At 61.5% G+C, this 24949-nt stretch carries 23 protein-coding genes and 1 pseudogene; 11 read left to right on the top strand and 13 right to left on the bottom strand.

Going from position 1 to position 24949, the window contains the following annotated elements:
- Window positions 1-79: 79 nt before the first annotated feature.
- The 4 genes from BFN67_RS06060 to BFN67_RS06045 all read right to left on the bottom strand — a co-directional run bounded on the left by BFN67_RS06060 (window position 80) and on the right by BFN67_RS06045 (window position 3894).
- Window positions 80-718, bottom strand: a complete 639-nt coding sequence (locus BFN67_RS06060; RefSeq protein WP_080918744.1) for a 2-dehydro-3-deoxy-6-phosphogalactonate aldolase — start codon at window positions 716-718, stop codon at window positions 80-82.
- A complete protein-coding gene (locus tag BFN67_RS06055) occupies window positions 715-1668 on the bottom strand; it encodes a 2-dehydro-3-deoxygalactonokinase (RefSeq protein ID WP_245295164.1) in 954 nt (317 codons plus the stop codon). Before BFN67_RS06055 ends, BFN67_RS06060 begins: the two co-directional genes overlap by 4 nt.
- Window positions 1665-2432, bottom strand: a complete 768-nt coding sequence (locus BFN67_RS06050; RefSeq protein ID WP_080918814.1) for an SDR family NAD(P)-dependent oxidoreductase — start codon at window positions 2430-2432, stop codon at window positions 1665-1667. Before BFN67_RS06050 ends, BFN67_RS06055 begins: the two co-directional genes overlap by 4 nt.
- Window positions 2433-2544: 112 nt before the next feature.
- Window positions 2545-3894 carry a putative bifunctional diguanylate cyclase/phosphodiesterase gene (locus BFN67_RS06045; protein WP_080918742.1) on the bottom strand — a complete coding sequence of 450 codons (1350 nt, stop codon included), beginning with the start codon at window positions 3892-3894 and terminating at the stop codon, window positions 2545-2547.
- Between the two features lie 264 nt (window positions 3895-4158).
- On the opposite strand from BFN67_RS06045, the gene gshB reads away from it, so the two are divergent.
- A complete protein-coding gene (gene gshB, locus BFN67_RS06040; RefSeq protein WP_080918813.1) occupies window positions 4159-5100 on the top strand; it encodes a glutathione synthase in 942 nt (313 codons plus the stop codon).
- 257 nt (window positions 5101-5357) lie between these two features.
- Here the strand turns inward: gshB and BFN67_RS24480 are convergent, their stop codons facing one another.
- The gene (locus BFN67_RS24480) at window positions 5358-5510 is read right to left on the bottom strand and encodes a hypothetical protein (protein ID WP_192856766.1); all 153 of its coding nucleotides are present in this window, start codon (window positions 5508-5510) and stop codon (window positions 5358-5360) included.
- Between the two features lie 381 nt (window positions 5511-5891).
- Between BFN67_RS24480 and BFN67_RS06035 the strand changes: the two genes are divergently transcribed.
- Window positions 5892-6632 (top strand): DUF5343 domain-containing protein, encoded by a 741-nt coding sequence (locus tag BFN67_RS06035; protein ID WP_080918741.1) that lies wholly within the window; start codon window positions 5892-5894, stop codon window positions 6630-6632.
- Here BFN67_RS06035 and BFN67_RS25170 read toward each other — a convergent pair.
- The 3 genes and pseudogenes from BFN67_RS25170 to BFN67_RS06020 all read right to left on the bottom strand — a co-directional run bounded on the left by BFN67_RS25170 (window position 6629) and on the right by BFN67_RS06020 (window position 8914).
- The gene (locus BFN67_RS25170; protein ID WP_158083480.1) at window positions 6629-7240 is read right to left on the bottom strand and encodes an IS5 family transposase; all 612 of its coding nucleotides are present in this window, start codon (window positions 7238-7240) and stop codon (window positions 6629-6631) included. The two genes, BFN67_RS06035 and BFN67_RS25170, sit on opposite strands and share 4 nt — an antisense overlap.
- Window positions 7192-7398 (bottom strand): annotated as a pseudogene (locus BFN67_RS25165) (transposase); the annotation flags it as partial. The gene BFN67_RS25170 and the pseudogene BFN67_RS25165, both read right to left, overlap by 49 nt.
- A 544-nt stretch (window positions 7399-7942) precedes the next feature.
- Window positions 7943-8914, bottom strand: coding sequence for an IS1595 family transposase (locus BFN67_RS06020; protein WP_080918739.1), 972 nt, complete (start codon window positions 8912-8914; stop codon window positions 7943-7945).
- A gap of 177 nt (window positions 8915-9091) precedes the next feature.
- Between BFN67_RS06020 and BFN67_RS06015 the strand changes: the two genes are divergently transcribed.
- From BFN67_RS06015 to BFN67_RS06005, 3 genes are all read left to right on the top strand, one after another.
- Window positions 9092-10627, top strand: coding sequence for a YifB family Mg chelatase-like AAA ATPase (locus BFN67_RS06015; protein ID WP_080918738.1), 1536 nt, complete (start codon window positions 9092-9094; stop codon window positions 10625-10627).
- 234 nt (window positions 10628-10861) lie between these two features.
- Window positions 10862-12274 (top strand): RNB domain-containing ribonuclease, encoded by a 1413-nt coding sequence (locus tag BFN67_RS06010; RefSeq protein ID WP_080918737.1) that lies wholly within the window; start codon window positions 10862-10864, stop codon window positions 12272-12274.
- A gap of 136 nt (window positions 12275-12410) precedes the next feature.
- Window positions 12411-13742, top strand: a complete 1332-nt coding sequence (locus BFN67_RS06005; protein ID WP_080918736.1) for an NAD(P)/FAD-dependent oxidoreductase — start codon at window positions 12411-12413, stop codon at window positions 13740-13742.
- A 23-nt stretch (window positions 13743-13765) separates the two neighbouring features.
- On the opposite strand, the gene BFN67_RS06000 is transcribed toward BFN67_RS06005, so the two are convergent.
- From BFN67_RS06000 to BFN67_RS05990, 3 genes are all read right to left on the bottom strand, one after another.
- Window positions 13766-14881 (bottom strand): site-specific integrase, encoded by a 1116-nt coding sequence (locus BFN67_RS06000; RefSeq protein WP_080918811.1) that lies wholly within the window; start codon window positions 14879-14881, stop codon window positions 13766-13768.
- 286 nt (window positions 14882-15167) lie between these two features.
- Window positions 15168-15800: a Vgb family protein gene (locus BFN67_RS05995; RefSeq protein WP_080918735.1), complete on the bottom strand. Its 633-nt coding sequence runs from the start codon at window positions 15798-15800 to the stop codon at window positions 15168-15170.
- A 9-nt stretch (window positions 15801-15809) separates the two neighbouring features.
- On the bottom strand, window positions 15810-17030 hold the full coding sequence (locus tag BFN67_RS05990) for a helix-turn-helix domain-containing protein (RefSeq protein ID WP_080918734.1): 1221 nt from the start codon (window positions 17028-17030) through the stop codon (window positions 15810-15812).
- 104 nt (window positions 17031-17134) lie between these two features.
- Between BFN67_RS05990 and BFN67_RS05985 the strand changes: the two genes are divergently transcribed.
- Window positions 17135-17389, top strand: a complete 255-nt coding sequence (locus BFN67_RS05985; RefSeq protein WP_080918733.1) for a hypothetical protein — start codon at window positions 17135-17137, stop codon at window positions 17387-17389.
- A gap of 24 nt (window positions 17390-17413) precedes the next feature.
- Window positions 17414-18109 carry a DUF899 domain-containing protein gene (locus tag BFN67_RS05980; RefSeq protein ID WP_080918732.1) on the top strand — a complete coding sequence of 232 codons (696 nt, stop codon included), beginning with the start codon at window positions 17414-17416 and terminating at the stop codon, window positions 18107-18109.
- 53 nt (window positions 18110-18162) lie between these two features.
- Here BFN67_RS05980 and BFN67_RS05975 read toward each other — a convergent pair whose 3' ends face one another.
- Complete coding sequence (locus BFN67_RS05975; protein WP_080918810.1) at window positions 18163-18999, bottom strand: endonuclease/exonuclease/phosphatase family protein; 837 nt, start codon at window positions 18997-18999, stop codon at window positions 18163-18165.
- Window positions 19000-19112: 113 nt separating this feature from the next.
- On the bottom strand, window positions 19113-20573 hold the full coding sequence (locus tag BFN67_RS05970) for a phospholipase D-like domain-containing protein (protein WP_080918731.1): 1461 nt from the start codon (window positions 20571-20573) through the stop codon (window positions 19113-19115).
- A gap of 419 nt (window positions 20574-20992) precedes the next feature.
- On the opposite strand from BFN67_RS05970, the gene BFN67_RS05965 reads away from it, so the two are divergent.
- From BFN67_RS05965 to BFN67_RS05945, 4 genes are all read left to right on the top strand, one after another.
- Window positions 20993-22237, top strand: a complete 1245-nt coding sequence (locus BFN67_RS05965; RefSeq protein ID WP_080918730.1) for a tyrosine-type recombinase/integrase — start codon at window positions 20993-20995, stop codon at window positions 22235-22237.
- A 150-nt stretch (window positions 22238-22387) separates the two neighbouring features.
- Window positions 22388-23332 (top strand): hypothetical protein, encoded by a 945-nt coding sequence (locus tag BFN67_RS05960; protein WP_080918729.1) that lies wholly within the window; start codon window positions 22388-22390, stop codon window positions 23330-23332.
- Between the two features lie 89 nt (window positions 23333-23421).
- The gene (locus tag BFN67_RS05955; RefSeq protein WP_080918728.1) at window positions 23422-23601 is read left to right on the top strand and encodes a helix-turn-helix domain-containing protein; all 180 of its coding nucleotides are present in this window, start codon (window positions 23422-23424) and stop codon (window positions 23599-23601) included.
- 517 nt (window positions 23602-24118) lie between these two features.
- A complete protein-coding gene (locus BFN67_RS05945; RefSeq protein WP_080918726.1) occupies window positions 24119-24757 on the top strand; it encodes a hypothetical protein in 639 nt (212 codons plus the stop codon).
- Window positions 24758-24949 lie beyond the last annotated feature (192 nt).

The raw sequence follows: 24949 nt of genomic DNA, 5'->3' as shown, positions 1-24949 counted from the left end.
CTTTTCAACCTTTGCTCAAGCCGGCAGCTTGCGCCCTGCCATTGGGCCTGCCGAAAAGGCCACCGCATCGGTGGAAAGTCTATTCGGCGTCGAAGGCGGCATTCCATGCCGCAGCCGCCGAACGCGCCCGCTCGGTAACCTCGTCCAGCCCCATACCGGGTTTGAACAGGCTGGAGCCGAGGCCGAAGACGCTGACGCCCGCCGCCTTGTAGCCGGCAAAATCCTTGTCGGAGACGCCGCCGACCGCGCCGACGATTGCCGCCTTCGGCAGCACGGCGCGCATCGCCGCGATACCGCCGGGGCCAAGCACGCTGGCCGGGAAGAACTTTAGCGCCGACGCGCCGAGCGCCAGCGCCTGAAAGGCTTCGGAGGGCGTGAACACGCCGGGCATCGTTACCAGCCCATGCCGCGCCGCGCGTTCCATGACGGCGGCGTCGATATTGGGGCTGACCAGCAGTTTCCCACCGGCATCGTTCAGCCGGTCGACATCGGCCGGCGCCAGCACCGTGCCTGCGCCCACCAGCGCGGTTGCTGGCAGTGCTTCGGCAATCGCGGCGATCGAGGTGAATGGATCGGGCGAATTGAGCGGTACCTCGATCGCTTCAATGCCCGCCTCGTAGATGGCGCTGGCCGTGGCGACCGCCTCTTGCGGCACAAGTCCGCGCAATATGGCGACGAGGCCGCGCTTCAGCTTCGGGTAGGGCGCGGTAACAGTCATTGCCTGTCTCCATCGGTCGGTTCGACGGCAATCATGCCGTTGTGGCGCGCGGCCTCGAACAGACCGACGCGGACCGCCTCATCCGCATCGACCAGCCTGACCGTGTGCCCGGCGAAACCCAATGCCGCACCATAAAGCGCGCCAAGCGCGCCCGAAGCGATCAGCACCAGCGGTTCCTGCGCAATTCGATAGCGGCGGCTGGCCGAGGCGATCTCGCCGCCGATCAGCAGGCCGGACAGGCAGGCGGCGGCATCTGCCTCGCCCAGCCCGTGCAGAAGGCCGGCGGCGCGGATGGAAAACAGCCTGCCGGCAATGTCGCCGCCTTCGGCAAGAGCCGCTTCACACCAGCGCCGGAAGGCCGGGTTTCCGGCGCCGACCGCGGCCGGATTTTCGCCCAGCGAATGACGCAGGATCGAATGGTCCGCCAGCACCGAATAAAGCTCGCCGGTCGGCCAGGTGCCGAAGCCTGCGACCGCGCCGTCTTCGACTTCGATCCATTTGGAATGTGTGCCCGGCATGCAGACAAGATGACGGCCGGTAGGGGGCAGGCCCGCGCCGGCAAGCTGGGTTTCCTCGCCGCGGATGACGTCAGGGCGGTCTTCGCGCCGCTGCGCCAGTCCCGGCACGATGCGGATATCGCGCGCCGTGCCCGGAACCCGCACCGCGCCTTCGAGGATGGCCGCAATGGGCGAGGGAACATCGACATAGGCCGCCTCCACCCATCCCTGGCGCGAACCCGCCATGCCGCAAATCATCACCGGCAGGTCAGTTGCCGCGCCCATGGCGGCAAGATGAGCCTCCAGCACGGCAGCAAATCCTTTTACGCGCGCGCCGATCAGGCCGTCATCGGCACGTCTTTCCGCCAGCGCCTTGCCTGCGGCGTCCAGCAGCCAGACCCGCAGCCGCGTCGTGCCCCAATCGGCAATGGCAACGGCCGGCGCGCCGCTCACAATATGCCGCCATCGACGATCAGGGTTTGCGCCGTCAGCATGCTTGCTGCATCGGAGGCGAGAAACAGGCATGGACCGACCATGTCGTCCGCCGCCATCTCGCGTGGGATCGCCTGGCGCTCGATATGTTTTTCGAGTTGATCGCCCTTGACCCACAGCTTGCGCTGCCGTTCGGTGATGACCCAGCCGGGCGCAATGGCGTTGACCCGGATGCCGAACTGGCCGTAGCGGCCGGCCAGCCCCTTGGTCAGCCCGATCACCGCCGCCTTGGCCGCCGTATAGGCCGGCATGTCGCCGATATTCAGCATGAAGGAGGTGGAGGTGAAATTCACGATCGATCCCTTGCCCGCCGCCTTCATGCCATCGACCACGGCTTGCGCGGTGAACGCATGCGGGCGGATATTGATGGCCTGATTGGCATCCCAAGCCTCAGGCGTCATGTCTTCGAGCGTATGACGGTCATCACGCGCGGCATCGTTGACCAGCACCGTCACCGGCCCATGTGCCGCCGCCGCTTTCTGCACCGCCGCGCGCAGCGCATCGATGTTGCGCAGATCGGCATTGATGTAGAGCGGCCGATTCCTGGTCCCCGCTTCGAGCCTGTCGCATAGGGCACGGCTTTCGGCATCGGCGATGTCGATGAAGGCGACTTTAGAGCCCTGCCGGCAAAAACCCTCCGTCAGCGCCGCGCCAATGCCCGAACCGCCGCCGGTGATCAATACCGACGCCCCTTCCAGATCGGCAAAGCGGACCGATGGCAACATGACGGATTCTCCTGATTTTTCGCCGCGCATCCTATTCGCCCGCGCCGTGGGAGCAAGCGGGAAAATGCACCATCAAACAGATTTGTCCGACAAAAATGGAAGCGGCTCGACCTTACACCGCCCTTAGCCGCCTGGCGCCGCGAAGGGCGTCATGCAGATAGCCGAGGGTGGCTTCGGCATCGGCAGGCTTGCCGAACAGAAAGCCCTGTCCACCGGCACAGCCGAACTGCACGAGGCGGTCGGCTTGCGCCTCATCCTCAATGCCTTCCGCCACCACATCCATGCCCAGCCCTTCGCACATGGCCAGGATCGCGCGAATGATATGCTGCGACGGCTTGTCGTTAAGCAGCGAGGAGATAAAGGCGCGGTCGATCTTCAGCTTGTCGAAACTGAATTCGCGCAACCGGCCGAGTGACGACTGCCCGGTGCCGAAATCGTCGAGCGAGACGCGAATTCCGACGCGTTGCAGATCCTCGACGATCTTCTTGGCCGACGCCGGATCGTTCATCAGACCGGTCTCGGTGATCTCGATTTCCAGCCGGCGCGGATCGAAGCCGGTGCGGTCGAGGATCGACAGGATATGCAGGCCGGTATTCTGGTCAACGAGTTGCGAGGGCGACAGGTTGAAGGACAGGAACAAATCTTTTGGCCAGCCGCGGGCGACTTCGGCGGCCTTGCGCAGCACCAGTTGCGACAGCGGTCCGATGATACCGCGCTCCTCGGCAATCGGGATGAAAACGACCGGCGACACCGGACCGAGATCGCGATCCGTCCAGCGCGCCAGGGCCTCGAAACCGATGATGCGCCGCGTGGCGAGATCGACGATAGGTTGAAAATGCGGCTCCACCTCGCCAGCCGCCACGGCGCGGCGCAATGCCTGCTCGATGCGCGTGACCCGCTTCGCCGCCTCTTCCATCTCGCGGCTATAGACGACGACCTTGCCCCGGCCGGAGCGCTTGGCGTGATACAGCGCCGTCTCGGCCTTGCTGACAAGAATTTCCGTCGTTTCGTCGCCCGAATAGAACAGCGAACAGCCGATGGAAGCGGAAAGGCGTGCCGTGCGCTCTCCGACATCGTAGGGCGCCGACAGGATCTCGATCAGCATCTGCGCCTTGTCGAGCGCGGCATCTTCGGAGAATACCAACGGATACAGGAAGGCGAACTCATCCGCGCCGATGCGGCATACCGCCGAATGATGGTCGATGGTGGCGCGCAGGCGCATGGCGGCCTGAGCCAGAATGTCGTCACCTGCCCGGTGTCCGAAAAGGTCGTTGATCGGCTTGAAGCCGTCCAGGTCGAGAATGCCGATCGCAAAGGGCGCGGGATCGTCGGCGCGCTCCTCGATCAGCCGAGAAGTCTTGTCGAAGAAGCGCCGGCGATTGCCCAATCCGGTCAATGGGTCGGTAAAAGCCAGATCGGTGCTTTCGCTGCCGGCCATTCCGGCGCCAAAAGGCATGTGCATCGACGTTCCTGCCGTTCTTCTCGAAGCGAGGCGGACGGTGGCAGCAAAAGCGTTTAGGAAAGGTATCGGCGGCGGGGCTTTTGTCCGACAATCGCCGCTGGCCGAAGCGATGGCGCAGGGCTGGCACAAGGCAGGCAGCGGCTACAAATCCCGCGTACGGCGCATGATGCGAGGCCGGACGGCCCGGTGCTTGCAGCGACGGGATTGGCACTTGGCCCGCAAGCCTATACATGCTTGGGCCGAGCTTTGCTTCCGGAGATTGCCATGCCGCTCAAGATCGCCATCCAGATGGATCATATTGCAAAGACGGCCATCGCCGGCGACACCACATTCGCGCTTAGCCTCGAGGCGCAAAGGCGCGGGCACAGCCTTTATCACTACACGCCCGATCGCCTTTCGATGCTCGACGGCGAGGTCTTCGCCCGTGTCGAGGAGATGATGGTGCGCGACGAGCAGGGCAACCATTTCACGCTGGGCGAACCGGTGCGCACCGACCTGTCGGAGATGGATGTGGTGCTTTTGCGCCAGGATCCGCCCTTCGACATGAATTACATCACTACAACCCATATCCTCGAACGCATTCATCCGAAGACGCTGGTGGTGAACGATCCGGCCTGGGTGCGCAACAGCCCGGAGAAAATCTTCGTCACCGAATTCTCGGGCCTGATGCCGGAAACGCTGATCACCAAGGACCCGCGCGAGGTCGCCGCCTTTCGCAAGGCGCATGGCGACATCATCATCAAGCCGCTCTACGGCAATGGCGGCGCCGGCGTGTTCCATCTGCATGAGGGCGACCGCAACCTTGCCTCGCTGCTTGAAATGTTCGCGCAGGCCTTCCCGGAACCCTTCATCGTGCAGCGCTATCTGAAAGACGTTCGCAAGGGCGACAAGCGCATCATCCTGATCGACGGCGAACCCGTCGGCGCCGTCAATCGCGTGCCGGCCGAAACCGAATCGCGTTCCAACATGCATATCGGCGGACGGGCCGAAAAAGCCGAACTGACGCCGCGCGAACGCGAGATTTGCGCCGCGATCGGGCCTTCCCTCAAGGAGCGGGGTTTTATCCTTGTTGGCATCGACGTGATTGGCGACTGGATGACCGAAATCAATGTCACGTCGCCGACCGGCATTCGCGAGATCAAGCGTTTCGGTGGAGCCGACATTGCCGCGCTGTTCTGGGACGTCGTCGAGGCGAAGCGGCCATAGCAATCGCGATTGCCGCGTTCCCTCGGCAGTGTTTGTTCTGCGGGCACAACGGAATACAACCTGGGCGCAACTTCCCCGATAGGTTGTTCTCTTATTGTTCTTGATTTGATCGGGCGATTATATATTTGACAAACCAGTCAGCCAAACATATGCAGCAATGGCATTAAACGTACCGGCTGCGATGAGCGACCATGTGGAAGGCCGCATGACGGCCAACAATGCAGAAAGACACGCCAGAAAGCTGACGACGTAGGCAATCACGACGGCTTGCGCTTGTCATCCTTGGGCGGCGGCGTTTTCGCGATCTTCTTTAGCTTCGCGTCGAAGGCTTCTTCCGAGTCGTCCGTTTCCAGATCACGGGCGGCTTCTTCGAATTTCTCGCGCTGGGTCTTACTCTTTACGTCCGCCATCAGTCGGGTCGTCCTTTTCTTGGCCGGACTGCGATCCTAGCAGAAAGCGCCAGCGTTCTGTAGCATGCGCGAGAAGCGTTTCGGTTTGCTCCTGCGACTGCCCGACGACACCAACGTTAAGGCCGTCATCACAAGCAGAAAATCCAAGCCATCCTCCGCATTCACGCCTGATGATTCGGCAATTATCCACACAATTCGACATAAGCGTTCCTCGCACGGTTCCGATACAACTCGGAAGATAGAATAATTATCATTAAAAATCAAATGCTTATAGTGCAATTTCTAATACCCGACAATTCAAAACGCGAACAAAACCAATAATTGACATGATCTCTAGGGCGGTACAGAGTGGTTTTAACGATTCTGGCGGAGAACTACGCAATGCCGGTTACAGCTGATCACCCCGCACCATACGCGCCTGCGTCTGCAATTCTCGCTTTGATCGATCGGCATCGGAATAAAGGACTCCAGACGCCGGTGGATACCGATGTTCTTGCGCGCTCCGGTATTTCCGGCAGCCTGATACCGCGCACCTTGCAGGCCCTGCAAACCCTGGATCTGATTGGGGATGATGCGAAGCCAACTCCAATACTGGAGGGACTTCGACTCGCTCCAGAAGGTGAGTTCAAAGCGCGCTTGGCAGAATGGCTCAACGCGGCTTATGCCGATGCATTGTCCTATGTTGATCCTGCGACTGACGACGAGGTTCGCATACGAGATGCTTTCCGCAGTTATTCGCCGGTCGGTCAACAATCCCGAATGGTCACTCTGTTCACAGGTCTGTTTTCGGCGGCGGGTATCGCCCCGGAAAAGCCTAAGGCGACACCAAGAAAGCCACAGCGGAGCACAATCGCAGCCAAGCCGACTGCGGCGCGTCAAAAGGGACCTGCAAGCAAGCAGCAGGGAAACGGCAACCCAGCAGGGACGGCATTTTCTGTCCTCCCTCCAGCACTTTCTGGGCTGATGGCAAGCCTTCCGTCTAGCGGGCAGTCTTGGCAAAAACAGGACAGGGACAGATTTCTCCATACCTTTGGGGCCGTTCTCGACTTTTGCTTTCCTGTCGATGATCGACCGAAGCAAAAGCAATATGCCGAGCAAGAAAACGACGAAGGAGAAGGTTAGGCCGTGTGGACGGATTTGACCAAGACGAAGCCGGCGGCGAGGGCGACGAAGGAAGCGAAGTTTCGCTTCGTCTTCTCGCAGCGTAGTGCGACGCGCTTGAAGCGTTTGAGCTTGCCTACGGCCTGCTCGATGCGGGCACGGCCTTTGTAGAGCGTCTTGGCGAAGAAGGCCGGCTTCTCCTTCTCATTGGCCTTGCGTGGAATGACGGGAACGATGCCGCGGTCTCGCGCGGCTTGGCGATTGGCCTTGCTGGCGTAGCCCTTGTCGCCGATCGCCGCGCGTGGCTCGACGTCGGGACCGAGGCCGAGCAGGATGGGAAAGTGTGGCGCGTCCCCCTTCTCGCCGCCAGTCAGGTCGAAGGCGATGGGATGGCCGTCGAAATCCGTCTTCAGATGGATTTTGGTCGAAAAGCCGCCGCGCGAGCGGCCGAGGGCCTGACCTTCCTGCCCCCTTTTGCACCTGCGGCCGACACATGCGCACGCACTACGGTGGAATCGAACATCTGCACCAGATGCGCCGACGATGAGAGCGCGGCGAGGTGGTCGAAGAAGGTTTCGAACACACCCGCCTTGCTCAGCCGGTCGAACCGTTTCCAGACGCTGTTCCATTTGCCGAAGCGCTCCGGCAGCGCCCGCCAGATGATGTTGTGGACCGAGAAATAGTGCAGGGCCTCCAGGAACAGCCGGTCGTCCCGGCCCTTGGCTCCGCGCCGTGGCAGCGAGGCCCGGAAGACCTCCAGCGCCACCGCCCAATCCGTTTCCGTCATCTTCGTGGACATCGCCGACCTCCAGAATCAGTCGGCAATCCATGAATCAGACCGGATTCTTTCGCGGAACCCTCAAATTTATACCTGAGTCAATTCGTCCACACCGCCTAATGAGAGTTGATTAGCCCCTCACGCTCTGGCCATTGGCGTCAGAGGGGAGACTAAGAGAAAGCCGCCAATCCCGGTGAGACGAGATGGCGGCTCTAGATGACCAAGCAATCGAAAAGAGGCGGTGAGCCTCGCGATGCTAGGACGCTTCCACCCCTAGATTCGCATTTCCACCGTCTCTTTTCAAGGTCCATTGCCCTGAAAAAGGAGATGACGATGGTATGGGTTAATCCCTATACGCGCTGCCGGTTCGGACGCACTGAATACGTCTGCGGACACTGGCGCGGCTTGCCGTGAGCGGATAACGGCGGCGTAGGCCGCTTCATCCTTCCGATCAACTCAACTGCCGGGGAATCACTTCCCCGGCTTTTTCTTACGTTGGCAATAACGCCAGAACGGAAACTGCAATTGGACGGGTTTGCGGTAATGCTCGTGCCTAGAGTTCAACAGGTCTGCGATAGGTGAGGCGCTTGCCCTTGGCACCTTTCAACGCGATCAGCGAACGCACGGCGTCATCAACGCCACGCGCGGCGCGGTTTGTGTAGCGGAAATCGAACTCGGCAAGGTAGCGGTGCAGGTGGTGTTCTGCACAGTGCTGGTAAACGCCCTTCATGCCGCGCTTGAAGATCGAATAGAAGCCTTCGACGGTATTGGTGTTGACCTTCACCTTGACGCCTTCGACATATTCCGTGCGGCCATATTCATCAGCCGAATGCTCGACGCGGCCATGGAAAGAGAACTCCTTACCGACGCGCTGATAATGGCGGGCCTCGTCGGTCATAAGATGGCTTTCCTTGGCGATGTTGGCGCGAACAATCGGAACGATCTTGGCAACGGTCGTGCCGTCGATATGGAATGAACGGGCGATGCCACCACGCTCCACAAGGGTAAGAACCGTGTTCTTGTGAGCGCGGGACGCCTTGCACTTCTCGACACCGTATAGGCGGCCAATGAAGGTTTCATCGACTTCTACGGCCTTGCCGTTGCCGCCCATGGGGGTGAAATCATCAGAACGCATGGCTTCGCGGATGCGATGGGCGAGGAACCAAGCCGTCTTGTAAGTGCATTCCAGAACGCGGTGAAGCTGATGGGCGGAAATGCCCTTCTTGCTGGAACACATCAGATGGATGGCCTGCAACCACTTGTGCAGAGGCAGGTGGGTTTCCTCGAAGATCGTACCCATGCGAACGGTGAACTGGCCACGGCATGCAGCGCATTTGTAAAGGCCGTGACGTTCCACACCGTGCGGGTTCTTTTTCGACGGCTTGGAGCGAACGCCTTTCAAGGCGTAATGCTTTTCCATTGATCCGCATTTGGGGCAAACCGGACCCTGCGGCCACATGATTTCTTCGACATGCTCGAAAGCGGCGGCTTCGTCGTGGAAGTAGGGGCGGGACAGAACGGACATGGCGATAACTCCTTGGATTCGTTATCGCTCAATCCGTTGGGTTTGTCAAATATATAATCGCCTTTGATCGGCTATTCGTGCTTGCTTTAGAGTGGGGTTATCAAGCGGGTGCGGATTCGCACGGCGCTTTTTGCGGCAATACGGCCAGCAAATGTCGGTGGATCGAGGGGCGAGGGGATGGTTTCACGCGTTTGCACGGTCGCATTCCAGGGCATTGAAGCGGTGCCCGTCGATGTCCAGGTCATGGTTGCGCCCGGCAAGGTCGGCATGTCGATCGTCGGCCTGCCGGACAAGGCCGTGGCGGAAAGCCGCGAACGAGTGCAGGCCGCGCTTCACGCTTCCGGCCTTTCCATGCCCGCACGCAAGGTGACCATCAATCTCGCGCCGGCGGACCTGCCAAAGGAAGGCAGCCACTACGATCTGCCGATCGCGCTCGGCTTGATGGCGGCAATCGGCGCGATACCGGGCGATGCGCTGGACGGTTATGTCGTGCTGGGCGAACTTTCGCTCGATGGCGCCATCACCGCCGTCACCGGCGCATTGCCGGCGGCGATCGGCGCCAATGCGCAGGACAAGGGCCTCATTTGTCCGCATGCCAGCGGACCAGAGGCCGCCTGGGCCGGCACGGACATCGACATATTGGCCCCGCGCAGCCTGATCGCGATTGCCAACCATTTTCGCGGGACACAGATATTGTCGCGCCCGCAAGCCGGCGTTCATCAGCAGGCGGCGACGCTGCCCGACCTCGCCGATATCAAGGGCCAGGAAAATGCCAAGCGCGCGCTGGAAGTGGCGGCCGCAGGCGGGCATAATTTACTCATGGTCGGCCCGCCGGGTGCCGGAAAATCGATGCTGGCGCAGCGCCTGCCTTCAATCCTGCCGGCGCTGACCGCCAGGGAATTGCTTGAGGTCTCGATGATCGCATCGGTGGCGGGCGAACTCGCCGATGGCAGATTGAGCGACCGGAGGCCGTTCCGCGCACCGCATCATTCTGCCTCCATGGCGGCGCTCGTCGGTGGTGGCTTGAGGGCACGGCCGGGCGAGGCATCGCTCGCCCATCGAGGCGTATTGTTCTTGGATGAATTGCCGGAGTTTACGCCGCAGGCACTGGACGCGCTGAGGCAACCGCTGGAAACCGGTTCATGCGTGATTGCCCGCGCCAATCACCGTGTCTCCTATCCATCGCGAATCCAGCTTGTGGCCGCGATGAACCCATGCCGTTGCGGCATGGCCGGAGAGCCGGGCCATCGTTGCGCGCGCGGGCCGCGCTGCCGCACGGACTATCAGGCGCGCATTTCCGGCCCATTGCTTGATCGCATCGACATGCGCATCGAGGTGCCGGCGGTGTCGGCCGGCGATCTGTTGCGGCCGGCCAAGGCTGAAGCCAGCGAGACGGTGGCCGAACGCGTGGCACGAGCGCGTAGCATCCAGCGCGAGCGCTTCGCAGCGCTGGGCCACGACAACAATGCCGGCGCCAACGCGCACTGTCCTCCCGCCCTGCTCGAAGAGATTGCCAGGCCGGACAAAGCAGGCCTCTCTCTGCTCGGCGATGCCAGTGAAAAATTCGGCTTTTCGGCGCGCGCCTATCATCGTGTTCTGAAACTGGCGCGTACATTGGCGGATCTGGAGGGCCGCGAAACTGTCTCGCGTATCAACATCGCCGAGGCGATCGCCTATCGCATGCCGCCGCAACAATTGGCGCAGGCCGCGTAACCCAGGCGCGAACAGTCGCGCGATACGCGACGGGCGTAGCGGCTCGAAGCCGCCTTTGCTAATGGCCGTCATCCTGACAGCCGATTGTCGAGGGTCGCTTTGACCGCGTCTCGGCGCCTCCTTTATTCCGTTTCTTGAAACATATCGTTAGGAAGCCGCCTCGTAGTCTGCGAGCCGGAAACAGCGAGGATTGGATATGCTTGACCGAGATCGCGCCGACGCAAGGTGTCCGACATGAAGGCGTTGCTCGACCCACGCGGTTATCTTGCCGAAGGATTGAAGCGGCTGCGCGCCGAACTCGACCTCGCCGATGGCTTTGATGCAACTGTGCTCGCCGAGGCCCGCGAAGCCGCCGGCAGGCCGCCCCAGGATCATCGCGACCGCACCGAATGGCCGTTCGTCACGCTCGATCCGGCAAGTTCGACCGATCTCGACCAGGCTTTCCACATCGAACAGGCTGGCGGCGATCTTCTTCTGCATTACGCCATTGCCGATGTCGGCTGGTTCGTGCGCCCTGGCAGTGCGCTTGACCGTGAGGCCTGGCGGCGCGGTACGACCCAATATATGCCGGGTGGACGGGTGCCGCTCTATCCGGCGATGCTGGGCGAGGATGCAGCCAGCCTGCTGCCCGACGGGCCACGCCCTGCGGTTGTGTTTTCCGTGGCGATTGCCAGCGACGGCAAAAGCCGTATCGAGGGCGTTGAGCGGTCCATCATCCGCAGCCGCGCCAAGCTGGGTTACGAGACGGTTCGGCCGAAAGATTTGCCGCCGCTGCTCGGCGATCTTGCACGGCGTATCAGGGCGGCCGAGCATGCCCGTGGCGCGGAGCGGCTGGAGGCGCCCGAACAGGAATTGACGCGTGACGCGAGCGGCCGCTACACCTTGATGTTGAGGCCGTCGCTACCCGCCGAACAGGACAATGCCGCCCTGTCGCTTGCCGCCAATCTGGCCGTGGCGCAGCTTTTCATCGATCATCATGGTGGCCTGTTCCGGGTGCTGGCGGAGCCTGACGCCAGGGCGATTGCGCGCTTGCGTATCAGTGCGCGCATGCGCGGCATCGCCTGGGGCGAGCAGGAGAATTTGGCTGCTCTGGAACGGCGGCTGGATGTCGGCAATCTACATGAGGCCGGCTTCCTGCTGGAAATCCGCAAGGCCAGCCGTGGTGCTTCCTATGCGCCGTGGACGGCAGGCGAGAAGCCATGGCATGCCGCCGTTGCCGCAAGCTATGTGCATGGCACGGCGCCGCTGCGGCGGCTGGCCGACCGCTATGTGGTCGAGGCCGCGCTCGCGCTTGGCCGTACTGGTAAATGGCCGGATGGCGCGGCCGAGACCTTTCGCACATTACCGCCGGTGATGGAGATGGCATCGCAGACGGCCCATCGGCTCGACAGGGCCGTTCTCGACCTCGCCGAAGCGGTTTTGCTCGAAGGTCGCGAGGGCGAGGAGTTCGCCGCCGTCGTCACCGAAGTCGGCGATCGCGGTGCATATATCCAGTTGATCGATCTGCCGGTTACGGCACGGATCGCCAGCAAGGATCTGAAGGAGACGGATGCGATCCGCGTGCGGCTGGACATCGCCGATCCCGAAAAACGCCGGACGCAATTCAGCCTGGTCGGCAATGCGCAACTTGATGCGTCTGCTGCTTGACGTGAAGCCATGCCGTTTTTGCGCCGTTGCCTGCCGCAAGCATTGAGGCCCGCCTGGCCATTGCGTCGGCATCGCTGCTGATCGATGAAGGCCGCGCGAACAAAGCTCATTCACCGGTTCGAGGAGGTTGTCTGAAATGCCTGGTCCCTATGTCGTGCCAGTCCATGGCGACGAGACGCTGCCCCAGACGGTGGACGTGGTCGTTATCGGTGGCGGCATTATCGGCGCTTCGACAACGCTGGAACTGGCCGAGCGTGGGCTGCGGGTAGCGCTGTGCGAAAAGGGCGGCATCGGCCAGGAGCAATCCAGCCGCAATTGGGGATGGGTGCGTATTTCCCGCCGCGATCCGCGTGAGGTGCCATTGATGGCGGAAGCGCTGCGCATCTGGGCCGACCTCGACCGGCGCACCGGTCGCGACACCGGCTACAAGCGCGCCGGCATCGTCTTCACCTGCGCCGACGACAAGGAATATGACGAGCACGACCGCTGGAACCGCAACCTCGACGGCTATCAGCTCGATTCGCGCATGTTGAGCGCGGCGGAATTCGACACCATGTTTGCCGGCGCCAACATGCGGCTCAAGGGTGCGCTTTATACCGCAGCCGATGGCCGCGCCGAGCCGCAGAAGGCCGCGCCAGCCGTTGCCGAAGCGGCCCGCGAGAAGGGCGCTGCGATCCTTACCGAATGCGCCGTGCGTGGCGTCGAGACCGCCGGCGGCGCAATTACCGGCGTGGTGACGGAGCGCGGCGCGATTGCCTGCAAGGCCGTGGTGCTGGCCGGCGGCGCGTGGTCGAGCCTGTTTGCCGGCTTCCATGGCGTGCGGTTGCCGCAACTCAAGGTCATGAACACGGTATTGCGCACCAAACCGATCGAGGGCGGGCCGGAACAGGCCATCTGGGCGAATGGCTTCGCCATGCGCAAGCGTCAGGACGGCGGCTATACGGTGGCTTCGGGCCATGAAAACATGGTCGATATCGTGCCGGATTCATTTCGTTTCGCTGCCGCCTTCCTGCCGGCGCTGGCCAAGGAATGGCGCTCGCTGAATCTGCGGATTGGCAGCCGTTTCTTCGACGAGGCGCGCATTGCCCGGCGCTGGGCGCTGGATGAGGCGAGCCCGTTCGAATATTGCCGGGTGCTCGACCCGAAGCCGTCGGCAAAACTCTCGAACCAGGCGCTCGCCAATTTGAAGACGGCCTTTCCCGTTTTCGAGAAGGCCGAGATCGCGCAGCGTTGGGGCGGCTATATCGATGTTTCGCCGGACGCCGTTCCGGTTATTTCGGGTGTGGACAGCTTGCCGGGATTTTTCATCGCCACCGGCTTTTCCGGGCACGGGTTCGGCATAGGCCCGGCGGCGGGGCGGCTGATGGCCGATCTGGTGACCGGCGGCACCCCGCTGGTCGATCCGAAGAATTTCCGCTTTTCGCGTTTTTCCGACGGCTCGAAGATCGAACTGATCAGCGGATTCTGAAGCCCGCCAATCGAGTGCTTTCCCTACAGCCCGGACGCCTTGGTGAGATTGACGCGGAAGCGGTCGCGCCTGCGCTGGTATTTGCGGGTCATCTCGGCCGAAGCATGGCCGAGCTGCTTTTGTACATAGCGTTCGTCGACTTCGGCCGATGAGGCAAGGCCGGCACGTAGCGAATGGCCGGAAAACTTCTGGCGCCGCTCACCTTCGTTGAGGTCGCTGCGCACGCCGGCGGCCAGCGCGGTGCGCTTGACCAGCCGGGCTATTTCCTGATCCTTCAGGCGTTCGGCGCCGACTTTCTTGCCCTGGCCGGTCACGCGCCGAAATAACGGACCATGGCCGATGCGGGCGAACTTCAGCCATGTCTCCAGAGCCACCACGGGGCAGGTGGCGTCGGCTGAGCCACGACCGATCTCGACTTCTCGCCAGCCGGTCTTGCCGCGCAGTGTCACCAGAATGCCCTTGTCCAGCACCTCGACCCAGCCGTTCCCGTCCTCGGTCTGGTCGCGTCCGCAATCCAGCCCGACGATTTCCGACCGGCGCAGGGCACCGGCAAAGCCGATGAGCAGCATGGCGCGGTCGCGCAGCCCGCGCAAACTGGCCCGGTCGAGTGTTTCCAGCATGGCGATCAGGTCTTCCGGCAGGATGGCTTCCTTCTGCCGGGGTGGCGCGGCATGGGTGTTGCGAATGCCGGCCATGACCGTGGCGATAGCGCGATCCCTGCGGTCGAGGGAAAGGCCGCGCTGGGCGTAGTTCCAGGCCAGCGAGGAAAGCCGCCGCTCTATGGTCGAAACGGCGTTGGGCTTGCGTCCCTTCCGTCCCGTGCCATCGGCTTTACCGGAGGCGCATGCGGTGATGTAGAGGCCGACGATCTGCGGGTCTGCCGGCAGCGCCTCCACCCCCTGCCGGCGGCACCAGGCGCAAAAATGTTTCCAGTCGGCAGCGTAGGCGCGGCGCGTATTGGCGGAGCTTGCGGCATCGACATAGACGCGCGCGCGATCCGCCAACTGCTCCAGATGTGCGGGCAAAGCGGCGTCGGGTGCCGCCGGAGCAGCCGGCAGGGAAGGGATAGGCGCTTCATCCGCCTGGCGGCCCATTTCCATGACGACATCGATGATATCTGGCAGGTCGCTATCTGGCATGGCGGGCAGCAAGCCTCGATCGCATCCGTTCGGCGCTGGTTTCCATGCCTGGTTTCGGTCGTCCTGCGGATGTCATTCCAGAGTGCACTCAAGCGCGGTTGGCTGACGTGTTATAGTCCATCTGGAGTCTTCATCCAAATGATCGCCGCAATGGCTGTTTTGCACGCGGTTCGTGCAGGTTCAGCCGCCGGAATTTCCATGATCCACACTGCCGCGGTGCGAATCAATCGCGGATGCAGGCACGCTCTGTCCAGACGCCGCCTTGTGCATGCGCGGCAAAGGCGTTTCATGGTGTCCGGCGCACGACCCTCACTTTGCGGTCGTTTCCGCCGCCACAGAAAAACCGGTCACCCTTATCGGATTCAAGCCCCGATATGCCGGTTCCGGATGGCATTTCCAGCCGCTCGATCACCTCGCCGGTAGCGGGATCGATATGTCGGACATCGCTTTCTTCGCCCTCCCATGTGCCATGCCACAACTCGTCACCGACCCAGGTGACCCCGGTGACAAAGCGATCGGATTGAATCGTGCGCAAAACGGCGCCCGTTTCCGGATCGACCTGATGTATCCTGCGATTGCGGTATTCGCCGACCCAGAGCGTTCCTTCCGCCCATGCGAGGCCGGAGTCTCCGCCATTGCCCGGCGCGGGGATCGTCTTCAGGATTGCCCCTGTCTCGGGGTCGATCTTGCGAATCACGGCTTCCGCGATCTGGAACAGATGGTCGCCGTCGAAGGCTGTTCCGGCATCTGCGGCAAGGCTGAGCGTACTCAGGACGTCGCCGCTTTCGGGATCGAGCGCGTTCAGCCTGTCGCCGGAGGCGAACCAGATTTTCTGTCCGTCGAAACTGACCCCATGCACGCCGTCTATTTCGGCAAAGGGGCCATATTCGCGGAGGATTTCAGCCTGTCTGTGTTTCATGTCCGCATACTACGCCGATATCAGCCGCGCGGGGAGTAACAAGCCTGTCGGGAAACCCGGAACGTTTGTCGCGATCCAGCGGCAGGCACGGCCGCGCCCGAAACGCTCGGCCTTCCCGGCTGCCGCGAGCGATTCGAGTGCCCGCTGGACGGTGCGGGGACCGACGCCAAGCGCCAGAGCAAGCGCCGAACTCGACCACGCCTCGCCATCGGCAAGCAGTGCCAGAACATCGGTGTGGTCGTCCTCGATCGGCGGCGCGATCACGGCGACCGGTCCCGCGCGGTGTGGCTTCAGCAGGAACCCTCGATTTGTGGCGGTCAGGCCGGCCAATGGCAACAACGCCTTTCGCAGCCGCCCGATTTCGACACGTAGCCGTGCGCGATGCGAGTCGTCGGCATGATGCGCCCGAAAAGCGCGTGCAAGCAGCCTTTCCCGCGTAACATCTGCGGGCCACGCTTCGGCGAGCGTGCGGGCCAGTGCAAACAGCACCGGACGGCTTGCGAGTGGAACGACCGTCGGGCCACGGCGCACAACGGCGCGACCAGCATCGATGACGAGCGTGTCCGAAGCGATCAGCGTTTCGACATCGGCAAGGACGAGCAGCCGTTCCTGATTGTGCGAACTCAGGCGAGCCGCGGGGGCTTGGAGCAGGCTTGAGGCACGATCGATCTCCACATCGAGAGCCGGGATCCCGGCCTCGCGCGCGGCCTGTTTCGCTCTGTCAAGCGCCGCCCGCGCCGCCCTGGTCCGGATGCGTCGCATCGCGAGGCCGGCCGCAACAAGCCAATAGCCGGAGCGGGAGGCCGGGAGCAGCATCTCGGGATCGAGTTCCGCCAATATTCGCTCCGCCTCTGCAAGATGGCCGACAAGCAGATGCAGGCGCGCGCCGAGATAACCGGCGTGAGCGGCATTTGTCCGATCTCCATGGGCTTCAAGGACAGCCTGTGCCGGGCCGAGCGTTCGCATGGGGTGGTTCAGATCGCGGGAAACCAGCGCGATTTCCGCTTCGGCCACGGTACATCTGGCGCGGGCCGCCGCTTCATGGGAACTGAACGCGCGGGCAGCACTTCGCAACAGGTCTTTCGCGCGGGCGAAATCGCCAAGTTGCGCCATTGCGATGCCACGCAGGGCCAGTGCCGGCGCGTCATTGCGCAGCGCAACATGCTTCAGCGCCGTCAGCATATCTCCGCCCGCCAGCGCGCGGGCGGCGGCCGTGATCAGCGAGTCCATTGAAATCCCGTCAAACTTGTAACTCTCACCTGACCGCTTTCCCGGCTTACGCTTCACCTGTTCCCGCTTGGCAGGAACAGCGACAATCGACCGGGAGCCGAAAAATGACAATGTCAGCCCAGAACGAAAAGCTTCCCGCGCAGCAACTGAGCGGCGTGGCCGGTGTACTTGCCTACGCGCCTTCGCCGATCTTCGCGCTCATGGCGCTGGCTACGGCATACGGGACAAATGCAACGATGCTTTGTTCAGCCAACCCCGGCCTGCTGCCGATCGACGGCATGACCATGATGTATCTGCTGATGAGCCTTTTTCACCTGCCGCCCTGGCTGAAGCTCGTCAGCCCATACCGGACCCATTGAACCGATAACCGACGGAGACAGAAAATGACCCATCCAGTTGTTTCACGCGAAGAATGGTTGACCGCGCGCAAGAAGCTTTTTGCCAGAGAGCGCGCCATGACCCACGAACTCGACGCATTGCGGGCCGAGCGCCGGCAAATGCCGTGGGTTCGAGTCGACAAGCCCTACCGCTTCGAGGGCGCTGAGGGCGAGCGTACGTTAAGCGACCTGTTCGCGGGCCGCAGCCAACTCGCGATCTACCACTTCATGCTGACGCCCGGATCAGACCACATCTGTCCCGGCTGTTCCTATACGGTCGATCATGTCGATGGCGCCCGCCAGCATTTCGAACAGGCCGATTTGTCATTTGCCGCCGTATCGCGTGCGCCGATCCAGAGGATCGAGGCGGTGAAGAAGCGCATGGGCTGGACCTTCCCCTGGGTGTCCTCCGGCGAGGGCGATTTCAATTATGATTTCGGCGTGTCGTTCAAGGAAGAGGATCGGGTCGCCGGACGCGCGGCCTATAATTACGGTCTCACGCCCATCCGTAACAGTCCTGACATGTTCGGCGTCAGCATTTTCGTGAAAGACGAGGCTGGAGACGTGTTCCACAGCTACTCGACCTATCACCGTGGAACCGAACTGCTGATGGGCGCCTTCAATTGGCTCGATCTCGCCCCCAAGGGTCGCAACGAGACCGGCGGCACGATGAGTTGGCTAAGGCTGCACGATAAATACTGATCGAGATGACGCCTGATCGGCCCGGTGCGGTTTCCTGATTGCGACTCCAGAGTTCACGCGGCTTCGCGTTCCCCGCTGCCGCGCGTCGATGCGGGTGTAACGAACGCCTTGATGGGCAGATGGTCTGAAGCCATGCGGGCGAGCGGCGTGTCATGAACGATGATGGGTGACACGATCGCGTTGCGATTGGAGATGATGCGGTCTAGCGCCAGAAACGGCAATCGCGAGGGGAAGCTAGGCACTGGAGGCGGCAATCCGCCAAAGGCGGTTTCGAACAGGCTTAGCGCCGAACGGCCGTTGAGACGCCATTCGTTGAGATCGCCCATCAGCAAGGACGGCGTCTCGTCGCTGCCACTCATGATGTCCAGGATCGTGCTGACCTGTCGGGTCCGCGAGCGGCGCAGCAAGCCGAAATGCGCGGCAACGATCCTGATTGCTCCGCCTGCTTCCAATTCGATTTCCGCAACCACTGCGCCACGCGGCTCCAGACCCGGCAGCTTGATCTGATGCACGTCCCGGACGCTGCCGCGCCTGAAAAGCACGACATTTCCATGCCAGCCATGCGCCTTGGCGCGGCCCGGAACGGGGACGTGGGTGAGCCCCGCCTCGCGTTCGAGACGGGAAAGATCCAGCAATCCGTCGCGTTCGCCGAAGCGCTTGTCGGCTTCCTGCAAGGCGATGACATCGGCATCGATTTCACGGATGACCTGCGCGGTGCGCTCCGGGTCGAAACGCCCGTCCGTGCCGACGCATTTGTGGACGTTGTACGAGGCAACAAGAATGCCCGATTGCGCCTCATCTTGTGCCGGCGGAGCTTGCTCTGCAAGTTTCCGGCGCGATCGGATCCGCTCAAGGATGACCGCAGGAAGACCGGCGTTCAGCCTTTGCATGATCCGTCCTGTCTCCTTGCCTTCATCCGCCACGACCCTCACAACCTGCCCTGTTTAGCTAGGGCATGACCGCTTCCCCTGCAACCGATGCAAACACCTTGAGCGCTCGCTTGTCAAAGATAAGGTGATCCGAGCCACAGGATACGGTCGATCAGACGTGTGACGAACGGGCGGGCGCGCAATTCGGGCAGCGTTACTTCCACGGCTGTGCGCAGGGCGGCTTCGATGCGTGCTTCGATTTTTCCGGCGAAGCCGGCATCGAGAACTTCCAGGTCGATCTCGAAGTTCAGTCTCAGCGACCTCGGGTCGAGATTGGAAGAGCCGACAAAGGCCCAACTGGAATCGACGACCAGCAGTTTGGAGTGGTCGAAAGCGCCTTGCGCGCGCCAGACCCGACAATAGCTTCTGAGGACCTGATCGAACTGGGCCGTCATGGCCCGGTCCACCAGAACGAGATTGTTGACGGAGGGCACGACAATGTCGATTTCGACGCCCCGGCGGGCGGCTGTCGTCAAGGCGCTGATCAGTTCCCGGTCGGGCAGGAAATAGGGCGACCTGATGCGGATGGAGCGCCGCGCCACCGAGAACGCCCCCATCAACATCTTGTGATTGGCCTCGAGGCTTGCATCCGGCCCGGAGGGAAGCGCGCGCATGAGCATCTGCGAACCGGGCTCGCCGCCGGTCTCCGGTTCGATGTCCCATGCCTCGCCGTGCAACCGCTCGCCGCTGGCGAAGTACCAGTCCTCGGCGGCAATCGAGAAGATGTCGGCGACCACAGGGCCTTCGACACAAAAATGCGTGTCGTGCGCCATGTCTGCGCCGCTGAATTCCTGCGTGAAGCCTTGCCGTATATTCATGCCGCCGACAAAGGCGCGCACCCCATCAGCCACCAGGATTTTGCGGTGTGTCCGCAAATTGGCGTAAGGCAGGCGCAGGCCCATGATGATGCTGCCGTTGAATATGTCGGTCGGGACGTGCCCGTCGCGGAGGTAGCCGACGATGCTGGGGGTCGAGTAACGTGCGCCCACCGCGTCGATCAGCACCCGCACGCTGACCCCGCGCCGCACGGCGTCGATCAGCGCATCGGCAATGCGCAATCCGACTGGGTCGCGATCGAAGATATAGGTTTCCAGGATGATGCTGCGCTGCGCATCGTGGATCGCTGCGACCATCGCCGCATAGGCCGCATCGCCGGTCTCCAGAATTTCAATGGTGTTGGCGCTGGTCAGCGCATGGTGGGTTATGCGGTCGCCGACGCTTTTCAATGCCGCAAACCGGTAGCCGAAGCGGCTGGGGACCAGATCGTCGGGAACGTCGAAACGCGGATGCTCAATCGTCGCATGCCCGGCAGCCGACCGCTCCGTGGCCATGGAAACGCGCCGGATCCGATTGATTCCGGCAATGGCATAGACCAGCGCGCCGACGAACGGCGACAGGACAATGACCCCCACCCACCCCGTTGCCGCACGAACTTCATCCTTCGTCATTGTCGCATGCGCGGCGGCAACCGCCGCGATCAGCACCGAGGCGGTGGCAAGAATGTGTGGCCAATAGGCGACGAGCAGGGTCCACATGCCAGAGTCCCGACCTAGTGCCTTGAGACTGAAATTCGGATCATTCCCGGCAGCCCTCGCGCGAATTTCGGGTTCACATCCACCATATCGGGCAGTTTACGCAAACATTCGCGCGCTGTCGTCGCCATCATCGCATGTGCCCACAGGCGGTGAAAATCGGGCGAATCTCAGCCGCGCGGTCATGGACGCGGGTGGCTCGGGCTTTCGCCCGCCCCATCGGAGGCGTGAGCGAAGCGAACTGGCGTGAGACAGGAAACTGGTGGAGCCAATCTCCGTCGAACTGTCGTCCGGGTGCGTCCCGCATCATCCAATTCACCATTGAAAAATAAGGGTAATCAGAATTATATGTCTCGCACTGTCCGGCTCTGTCCGGTATCATCCCCACTTCAAAGTGGGGAAGGAAGTGGGGAAGGATTTAGATGGCCCGGACGCTCCATAAGCTATCCGATGTAGCCGTGAAGGCAGCGAAGAAGCCTGGGCGGCTCTCTGACGGCGGCGGCCTGTATCTCAACATCTCCTCGACCGGGAGTAAGTCTTGGCTGTTCATGTGGGTGGTCGAAGGCAAGCGGCGGGAGATGGGCTTGGGGTCCTACCCTGCTGTCCCGCTTGCCAAGGCGAGAACAAATTCCGGCAAATACCGTGAGGCAATAGCTGACGGTCGCGATCCGATAGTGGAGAAGGCGAAGGAAGCCGAACCGACCTTCGGGGAATGCGCCGACAGGTTCATTGAGAGCATCAAGGCTGAATGGCGTAACGATAAGCACGAATACCAGTGGCGGCAGACGCTCGGGGATAGCTATTGCCAGCTTCTCCGGTCCAAGCGCGTGTCGCAGATCACCACGGAAGACGTGTTGAAGGTTCTGACTCCGGTATGGACGGCCAAGAGCGAAACAGCCTCCCGTCTTCGTGGTCGGATAGAGCGCGTCCTCGAATATGCCAAGGTGAAGGGCTGGCGCTCAGGGGAGAACCCGGCAGCATGGCGCGGTAACCTCCGCAATCTTCTGCCCAGGCGGCAGAAACTCCAACGAGGTCACCAGCCCGCCATGCTCTACGGCGATGTACCTGCCTTCATGGTGCGGCTGCGGTCATTGAAGGCCATGGCCGCAAGGGCGCTAGAATTCACAATTCTGACAGCCGCCCGATCCGGCGAAACCCTTGGAGCCAAGTGGCAGGAGATCGATTTTGACCGCAAGGTGTGGACCGTACCGGCTGAACGGATGAAGGGGGGTGAAACCCATGTAGTTGCTCTGTCCTCGGTTGCCGTCGATCTTCTCCAGCGCTTGCAGGAAGTTCATACCGGCGGCGATTTCATATTTGCCGGTAATCCACGGCCCGGAAACAAGCAAGACGCGGAGCACGGCCGACCATTGTCCAACATGGCTATGATGATGCTGCTTCGGCGGATGAAGTTCACGGATATCACTGTTCACGGCTTCCGTTCTGCTTTCCGCGACTGGGCTGGCGACGTGACGAGCTTCCCCCGTGATGTGGCAGAGGCCGCATTGGCGCATAAGGTCGGGAATGAGGTCGAGCGTGCCTATCGTCGCTCCGATGCGCTTGAGAAGCGCCGGAAGCTCATGCAGGCATGGGCCGATTATCTGGCTGCTTCCAAGAGCGGCAACGTTTCGAAGCTCAGCGATGCGAGAAAGGCGCGGGCGTCGTGAAAAATCACAACGTGTTCACATCGAGCGCTATCGAACACTCCCTTTGGCGGGAGCATTGACCGAACCCGCAGGGATAGGCTGGCCAGCCGACAAGCCGGGGTGCACCTCCCGGTTTCCCTGCGGTCCTCAGGGTGCATCGCGAGGTGCGCGATGACTATTATTCTTCCTACCGGGTTTGTCTGGCTGCCAGAGTCCGTAGAAATCGTTGCCAAACAACAATCTCAGGACAGGTGGGCCGCTACGGAATTGACGGGTGAGGAAGCCGAGGCGACAGCCAAACGTGATGCCGCGCTAAAGATGATTGACAGCGCTGTCCCGGACCCACTCACTTCTGAGGGCAACGATTACCTATCGGACATCAAGTTTGGAGACTTCGGCTCTCTCAACAGCCAAAGCAAGCTATTCGAACAGACGGCGCCCCCTCGATACAGTGAACTTCCACCAGAGGTTTGGTCCAATAGCCTCGAAAATGGCATCACGGCGTCTGCAAGAAAGAAACTTGATAAACAAGAGGGCCTAAAAGAAGAGGCTTGGGGAGTTGTTCGACAAGCACTTGTTGACGGAAGGATCGTAGGGCACTGCGCAAGGGCCGCTGCAATCGACCTTGAAGTGCCGCCGCTGATGTGGGGAAAGGAGATGAATGGGTACTGCCACAGAAGGGGCCGCGTAATAGTTGTAGACACAGGGCCTCCAGTCATATCGGGCCTTCCTTATATCGCTGCTGCGAGCCTACACGCGCTCCTTCACGGCGAAGTTGCAGGCGCAGAAACCGAGGCGGAAAAGCAGCAGGCAGCATCGCGAACGCCTGCAAGGCGGCCGGCATCGGACGCAGCTATCAAAAAAGCAATCGTAGCTTGTAAGAAGCTCGCAGATGAACGCGGGTTGGCGGCCCTAAGCCGAACTGAACTCGTTTCGATCATCCAGCATGTCTATGGGGGTACGAGCCGCGAGAAAATTCGGCGGGTCTTCGGAGACAGCGAGATTATTCCGCTATTGCCGCACCGATCAGGCCCACAAGGCGCACGTAACCCAAACAGAAACAATGAACTAGACGAATTCAGCGATTTTCTTTCGGCCGCGAAATTGCAGAATTAGCCGGCGAAATTTCACTCTCTCATCTTCGCATCGTTTCCAACCGGCGCAACTGGATCAAACCAGCCGCCAAACGAAAGGACGATGCAAACATGACACTCTCCCTGAATGTCAGGCAGGCGGTCGAGGCGAGCGGGCTCACGCGGTCGCATCTCTACGAAGCCATGAAGAAGGGCGATCTGACGGCACGTAAGGCCGGTCGGCGTACCATCATTTTGGCGGACGACCTTCGCCGCTATATCGAGAAACTGCCCTCCGCAAAGGGGGTGTGATTATGCCCATGAAGGCAGAAAGGCCCAGCGCTAGCGACGCTGAGCCTTCCAAGGAAATTGTCAAAAGCTTCCCGGCATCTGACGTTTCCAACAATAGCTATTCTGTTCTCACACTGCAAGTCGCGAGGCTCCGCCACAGGTACGGACTTTCGGATCCTCTGGCAAAACTTGTGGCCACGCTCGCTTATTCGACGCGGGGTGCAGCATGAGTGACACGAAGCACCAAAGCCAGGCACGCTGGCGTGGCCGCAACCCGATGAAGGTATGGGCTCAGGCGGCCCTGCGGTCGGCAGTCAAACGCGGCATAGTGGAGCGTCAGCCATGCGCGGTGTGCGGTTCATCTGACGCTGAGGCGCATCATCCCGATTATTCGAAACCGGCTGATGTTATATGGCTCTGCCGTTTACATCACAAAGCCGAGCACCGTCGGCTTAAGGCGGAGGCGTGCGACTGATGCCCATTGCTATGATCATCAATGCCCCGGCGTCGTGTTCGCCGGGGCGCTCAGGAGTCGGTCATGAATGAAACCGGCAGAGCCCGCAAAGGAAAGCGGACACAGATCGCCGGCCAGTTCGCCTGGCGGCTGGTCGAGATGATGGAGTCTCCCGCCTACCGGGCGCTGTCCTTGTCGGCGCATCGCATACTCGCTCGCTTGGAAATCGAACATGCTCACCACGGTGGCGAAGATAATGGAAAGCTGCCCTGTACGTTTGACCATTTTGCCGAGTACGGCATCCACCGCCACGCAATTGCACCAGCAATCCGAGAAACTGTTGCCTTGGGCTTCGTAGAGGTCACAGAGGCAGGCCGTGCCGGCAATGCAGCATGGCGGCGGCCGACATTGTTCCGTCTCACATATCGTCACACCAAGCTGACGGAGCCGACTGATGAATGGCGCAAAATCAGCACCGTACCCGAGGCCGAAGCGATTGCGGATCAGGCACGAAAAACAAAACACCAGTGCCGGAAACCGCACCACAACTCAGTGCGGAAACCGCACCACAACGGCGAAATCTATGGTGCGGAAACCATCACTACTGTCCATAGTGCGGAAACCATCACTACCTCTATATCTCGGGGGCAGAGCCTCAAAGGCAATGGGAGAGACGGATCAGCCGAGCAAGCGGTTGCGCTGGACACGGCTGCCATGCGGTAGATTACCGACGTAACCCACATCGCGCTCATTGCGGCGTAGACGATGGAAAGGTCGGCGCTTCTTACCTTCATACCGATCTTACCGGGGCTGGGGAAATGGAGGTGGCATATGAACGCCGGTCAGACCCCCATCATCCTGAAGCAGGCAGCTTCCGTTTGCGAAATTAGGAGAATCTTTTTCAAGGGAAGCGGA

Source organism: Manganibacter manganicus (assembly GCF_002075885.1).
GTDB lineage: Bacteria > Pseudomonadota > Alphaproteobacteria > Rhizobiales > Rhizobiaceae > Mesorhizobium > Mesorhizobium manganicum.
Note: the sequence above shows the minus strand (reverse complement) of the source record. Positions and strands in the feature narration are given on the sequence as shown.

Excerpts from the sequence above, each read along its gene's own strand:
- BFN67_RS06060 (WP_080918744.1), bottom strand. The coding sequence starts at position 718 with ATGACTGTTACCGCGCCCTACCCGAAGCTGAAGCGCGGCCTCGTCGCC.
- BFN67_RS06050 (WP_080918814.1), bottom strand. The coding sequence starts at position 2,432 with ATGTTGCCATCGGTCCGCTTTGCCGATCTGGAAGGGGCGTCGGTATTG.
- BFN67_RS06045 (WP_080918742.1), bottom strand. The coding sequence starts at position 3,894 with ATGCACATGCCTTTTGGCGCCGGAATGGCCGGCAGCGAAAGCACCGAT.
- gshB (WP_080918813.1), top strand. The coding sequence starts at position 4,159 with ATGCCGCTCAAGATCGCCATCCAGATGGATCATATTGCAAAGACGGCC.
- BFN67_RS24480 (WP_192856766.1), bottom strand. The coding sequence starts at position 5,510 with ATGGCGGACGTAAAGAGTAAGACCCAGCGCGAGAAATTCGAAGAAGCC.
- BFN67_RS06035 (WP_080918741.1), top strand. The coding sequence starts at position 5,892 with ATGCCGGTTACAGCTGATCACCCCGCACCATACGCGCCTGCGTCTGCA.
- BFN67_RS25170 (WP_158083480.1), bottom strand. The coding sequence starts at position 7,240 with ATGGAACAGCGTCTGGAAACGGTTCGACCGGCTGAGCAAGGCGGGTGT.
- BFN67_RS06020 (WP_080918739.1), bottom strand. The coding sequence starts at position 8,914 with ATGTCCGTTCTGTCCCGCCCCTACTTCCACGACGAAGCCGCCGCTTTC.
- BFN67_RS06015 (WP_080918738.1), top strand. The coding sequence starts at position 9,092 with ATGGTTTCACGCGTTTGCACGGTCGCATTCCAGGGCATTGAAGCGGTG.
- BFN67_RS06010 (WP_080918737.1), top strand. The coding sequence starts at position 10,862 with ATGAAGGCGTTGCTCGACCCACGCGGTTATCTTGCCGAAGGATTGAAG.
- BFN67_RS06005 (WP_080918736.1), top strand. The coding sequence starts at position 12,411 with ATGCCTGGTCCCTATGTCGTGCCAGTCCATGGCGACGAGACGCTGCCC.
- BFN67_RS06000 (WP_080918811.1), bottom strand. The coding sequence starts at position 14,881 with ATGCCAGATAGCGACCTGCCAGATATCATCGATGTCGTCATGGAAATG.
- BFN67_RS05995 (WP_080918735.1), bottom strand. The coding sequence starts at position 15,800 with ATGAAACACAGACAGGCTGAAATCCTCCGCGAATATGGCCCCTTTGCC.
- BFN67_RS05990 (WP_080918734.1), bottom strand. The coding sequence starts at position 17,030 with ATGGACTCGCTGATCACGGCCGCCGCCCGCGCGCTGGCGGGCGGAGAT.
- BFN67_RS05985 (WP_080918733.1), top strand. The coding sequence starts at position 17,135 with ATGACAATGTCAGCCCAGAACGAAAAGCTTCCCGCGCAGCAACTGAGC.
- BFN67_RS05980 (WP_080918732.1), top strand. The coding sequence starts at position 17,414 with ATGACCCATCCAGTTGTTTCACGCGAAGAATGGTTGACCGCGCGCAAG.
- BFN67_RS05975 (WP_080918810.1), bottom strand. The coding sequence starts at position 18,999 with ATGCAAAGGCTGAACGCCGGTCTTCCTGCGGTCATCCTTGAGCGGATC.
- BFN67_RS05970 (WP_080918731.1), bottom strand. The coding sequence starts at position 20,573 with ATGTGGACCCTGCTCGTCGCCTATTGGCCACACATTCTTGCCACCGCC.
- BFN67_RS05965 (WP_080918730.1), top strand. The coding sequence starts at position 20,993 with ATGGCCCGGACGCTCCATAAGCTATCCGATGTAGCCGTGAAGGCAGCG.
- BFN67_RS05960 (WP_080918729.1), top strand. The coding sequence starts at position 22,388 with ATGACTATTATTCTTCCTACCGGGTTTGTCTGGCTGCCAGAGTCCGTA.
- BFN67_RS05955 (WP_080918728.1), top strand. The coding sequence starts at position 23,422 with ATGACACTCTCCCTGAATGTCAGGCAGGCGGTCGAGGCGAGCGGGCTC.
- BFN67_RS05945 (WP_080918726.1), top strand. The coding sequence starts at position 24,119 with ATGAATGAAACCGGCAGAGCCCGCAAAGGAAAGCGGACACAGATCGCC.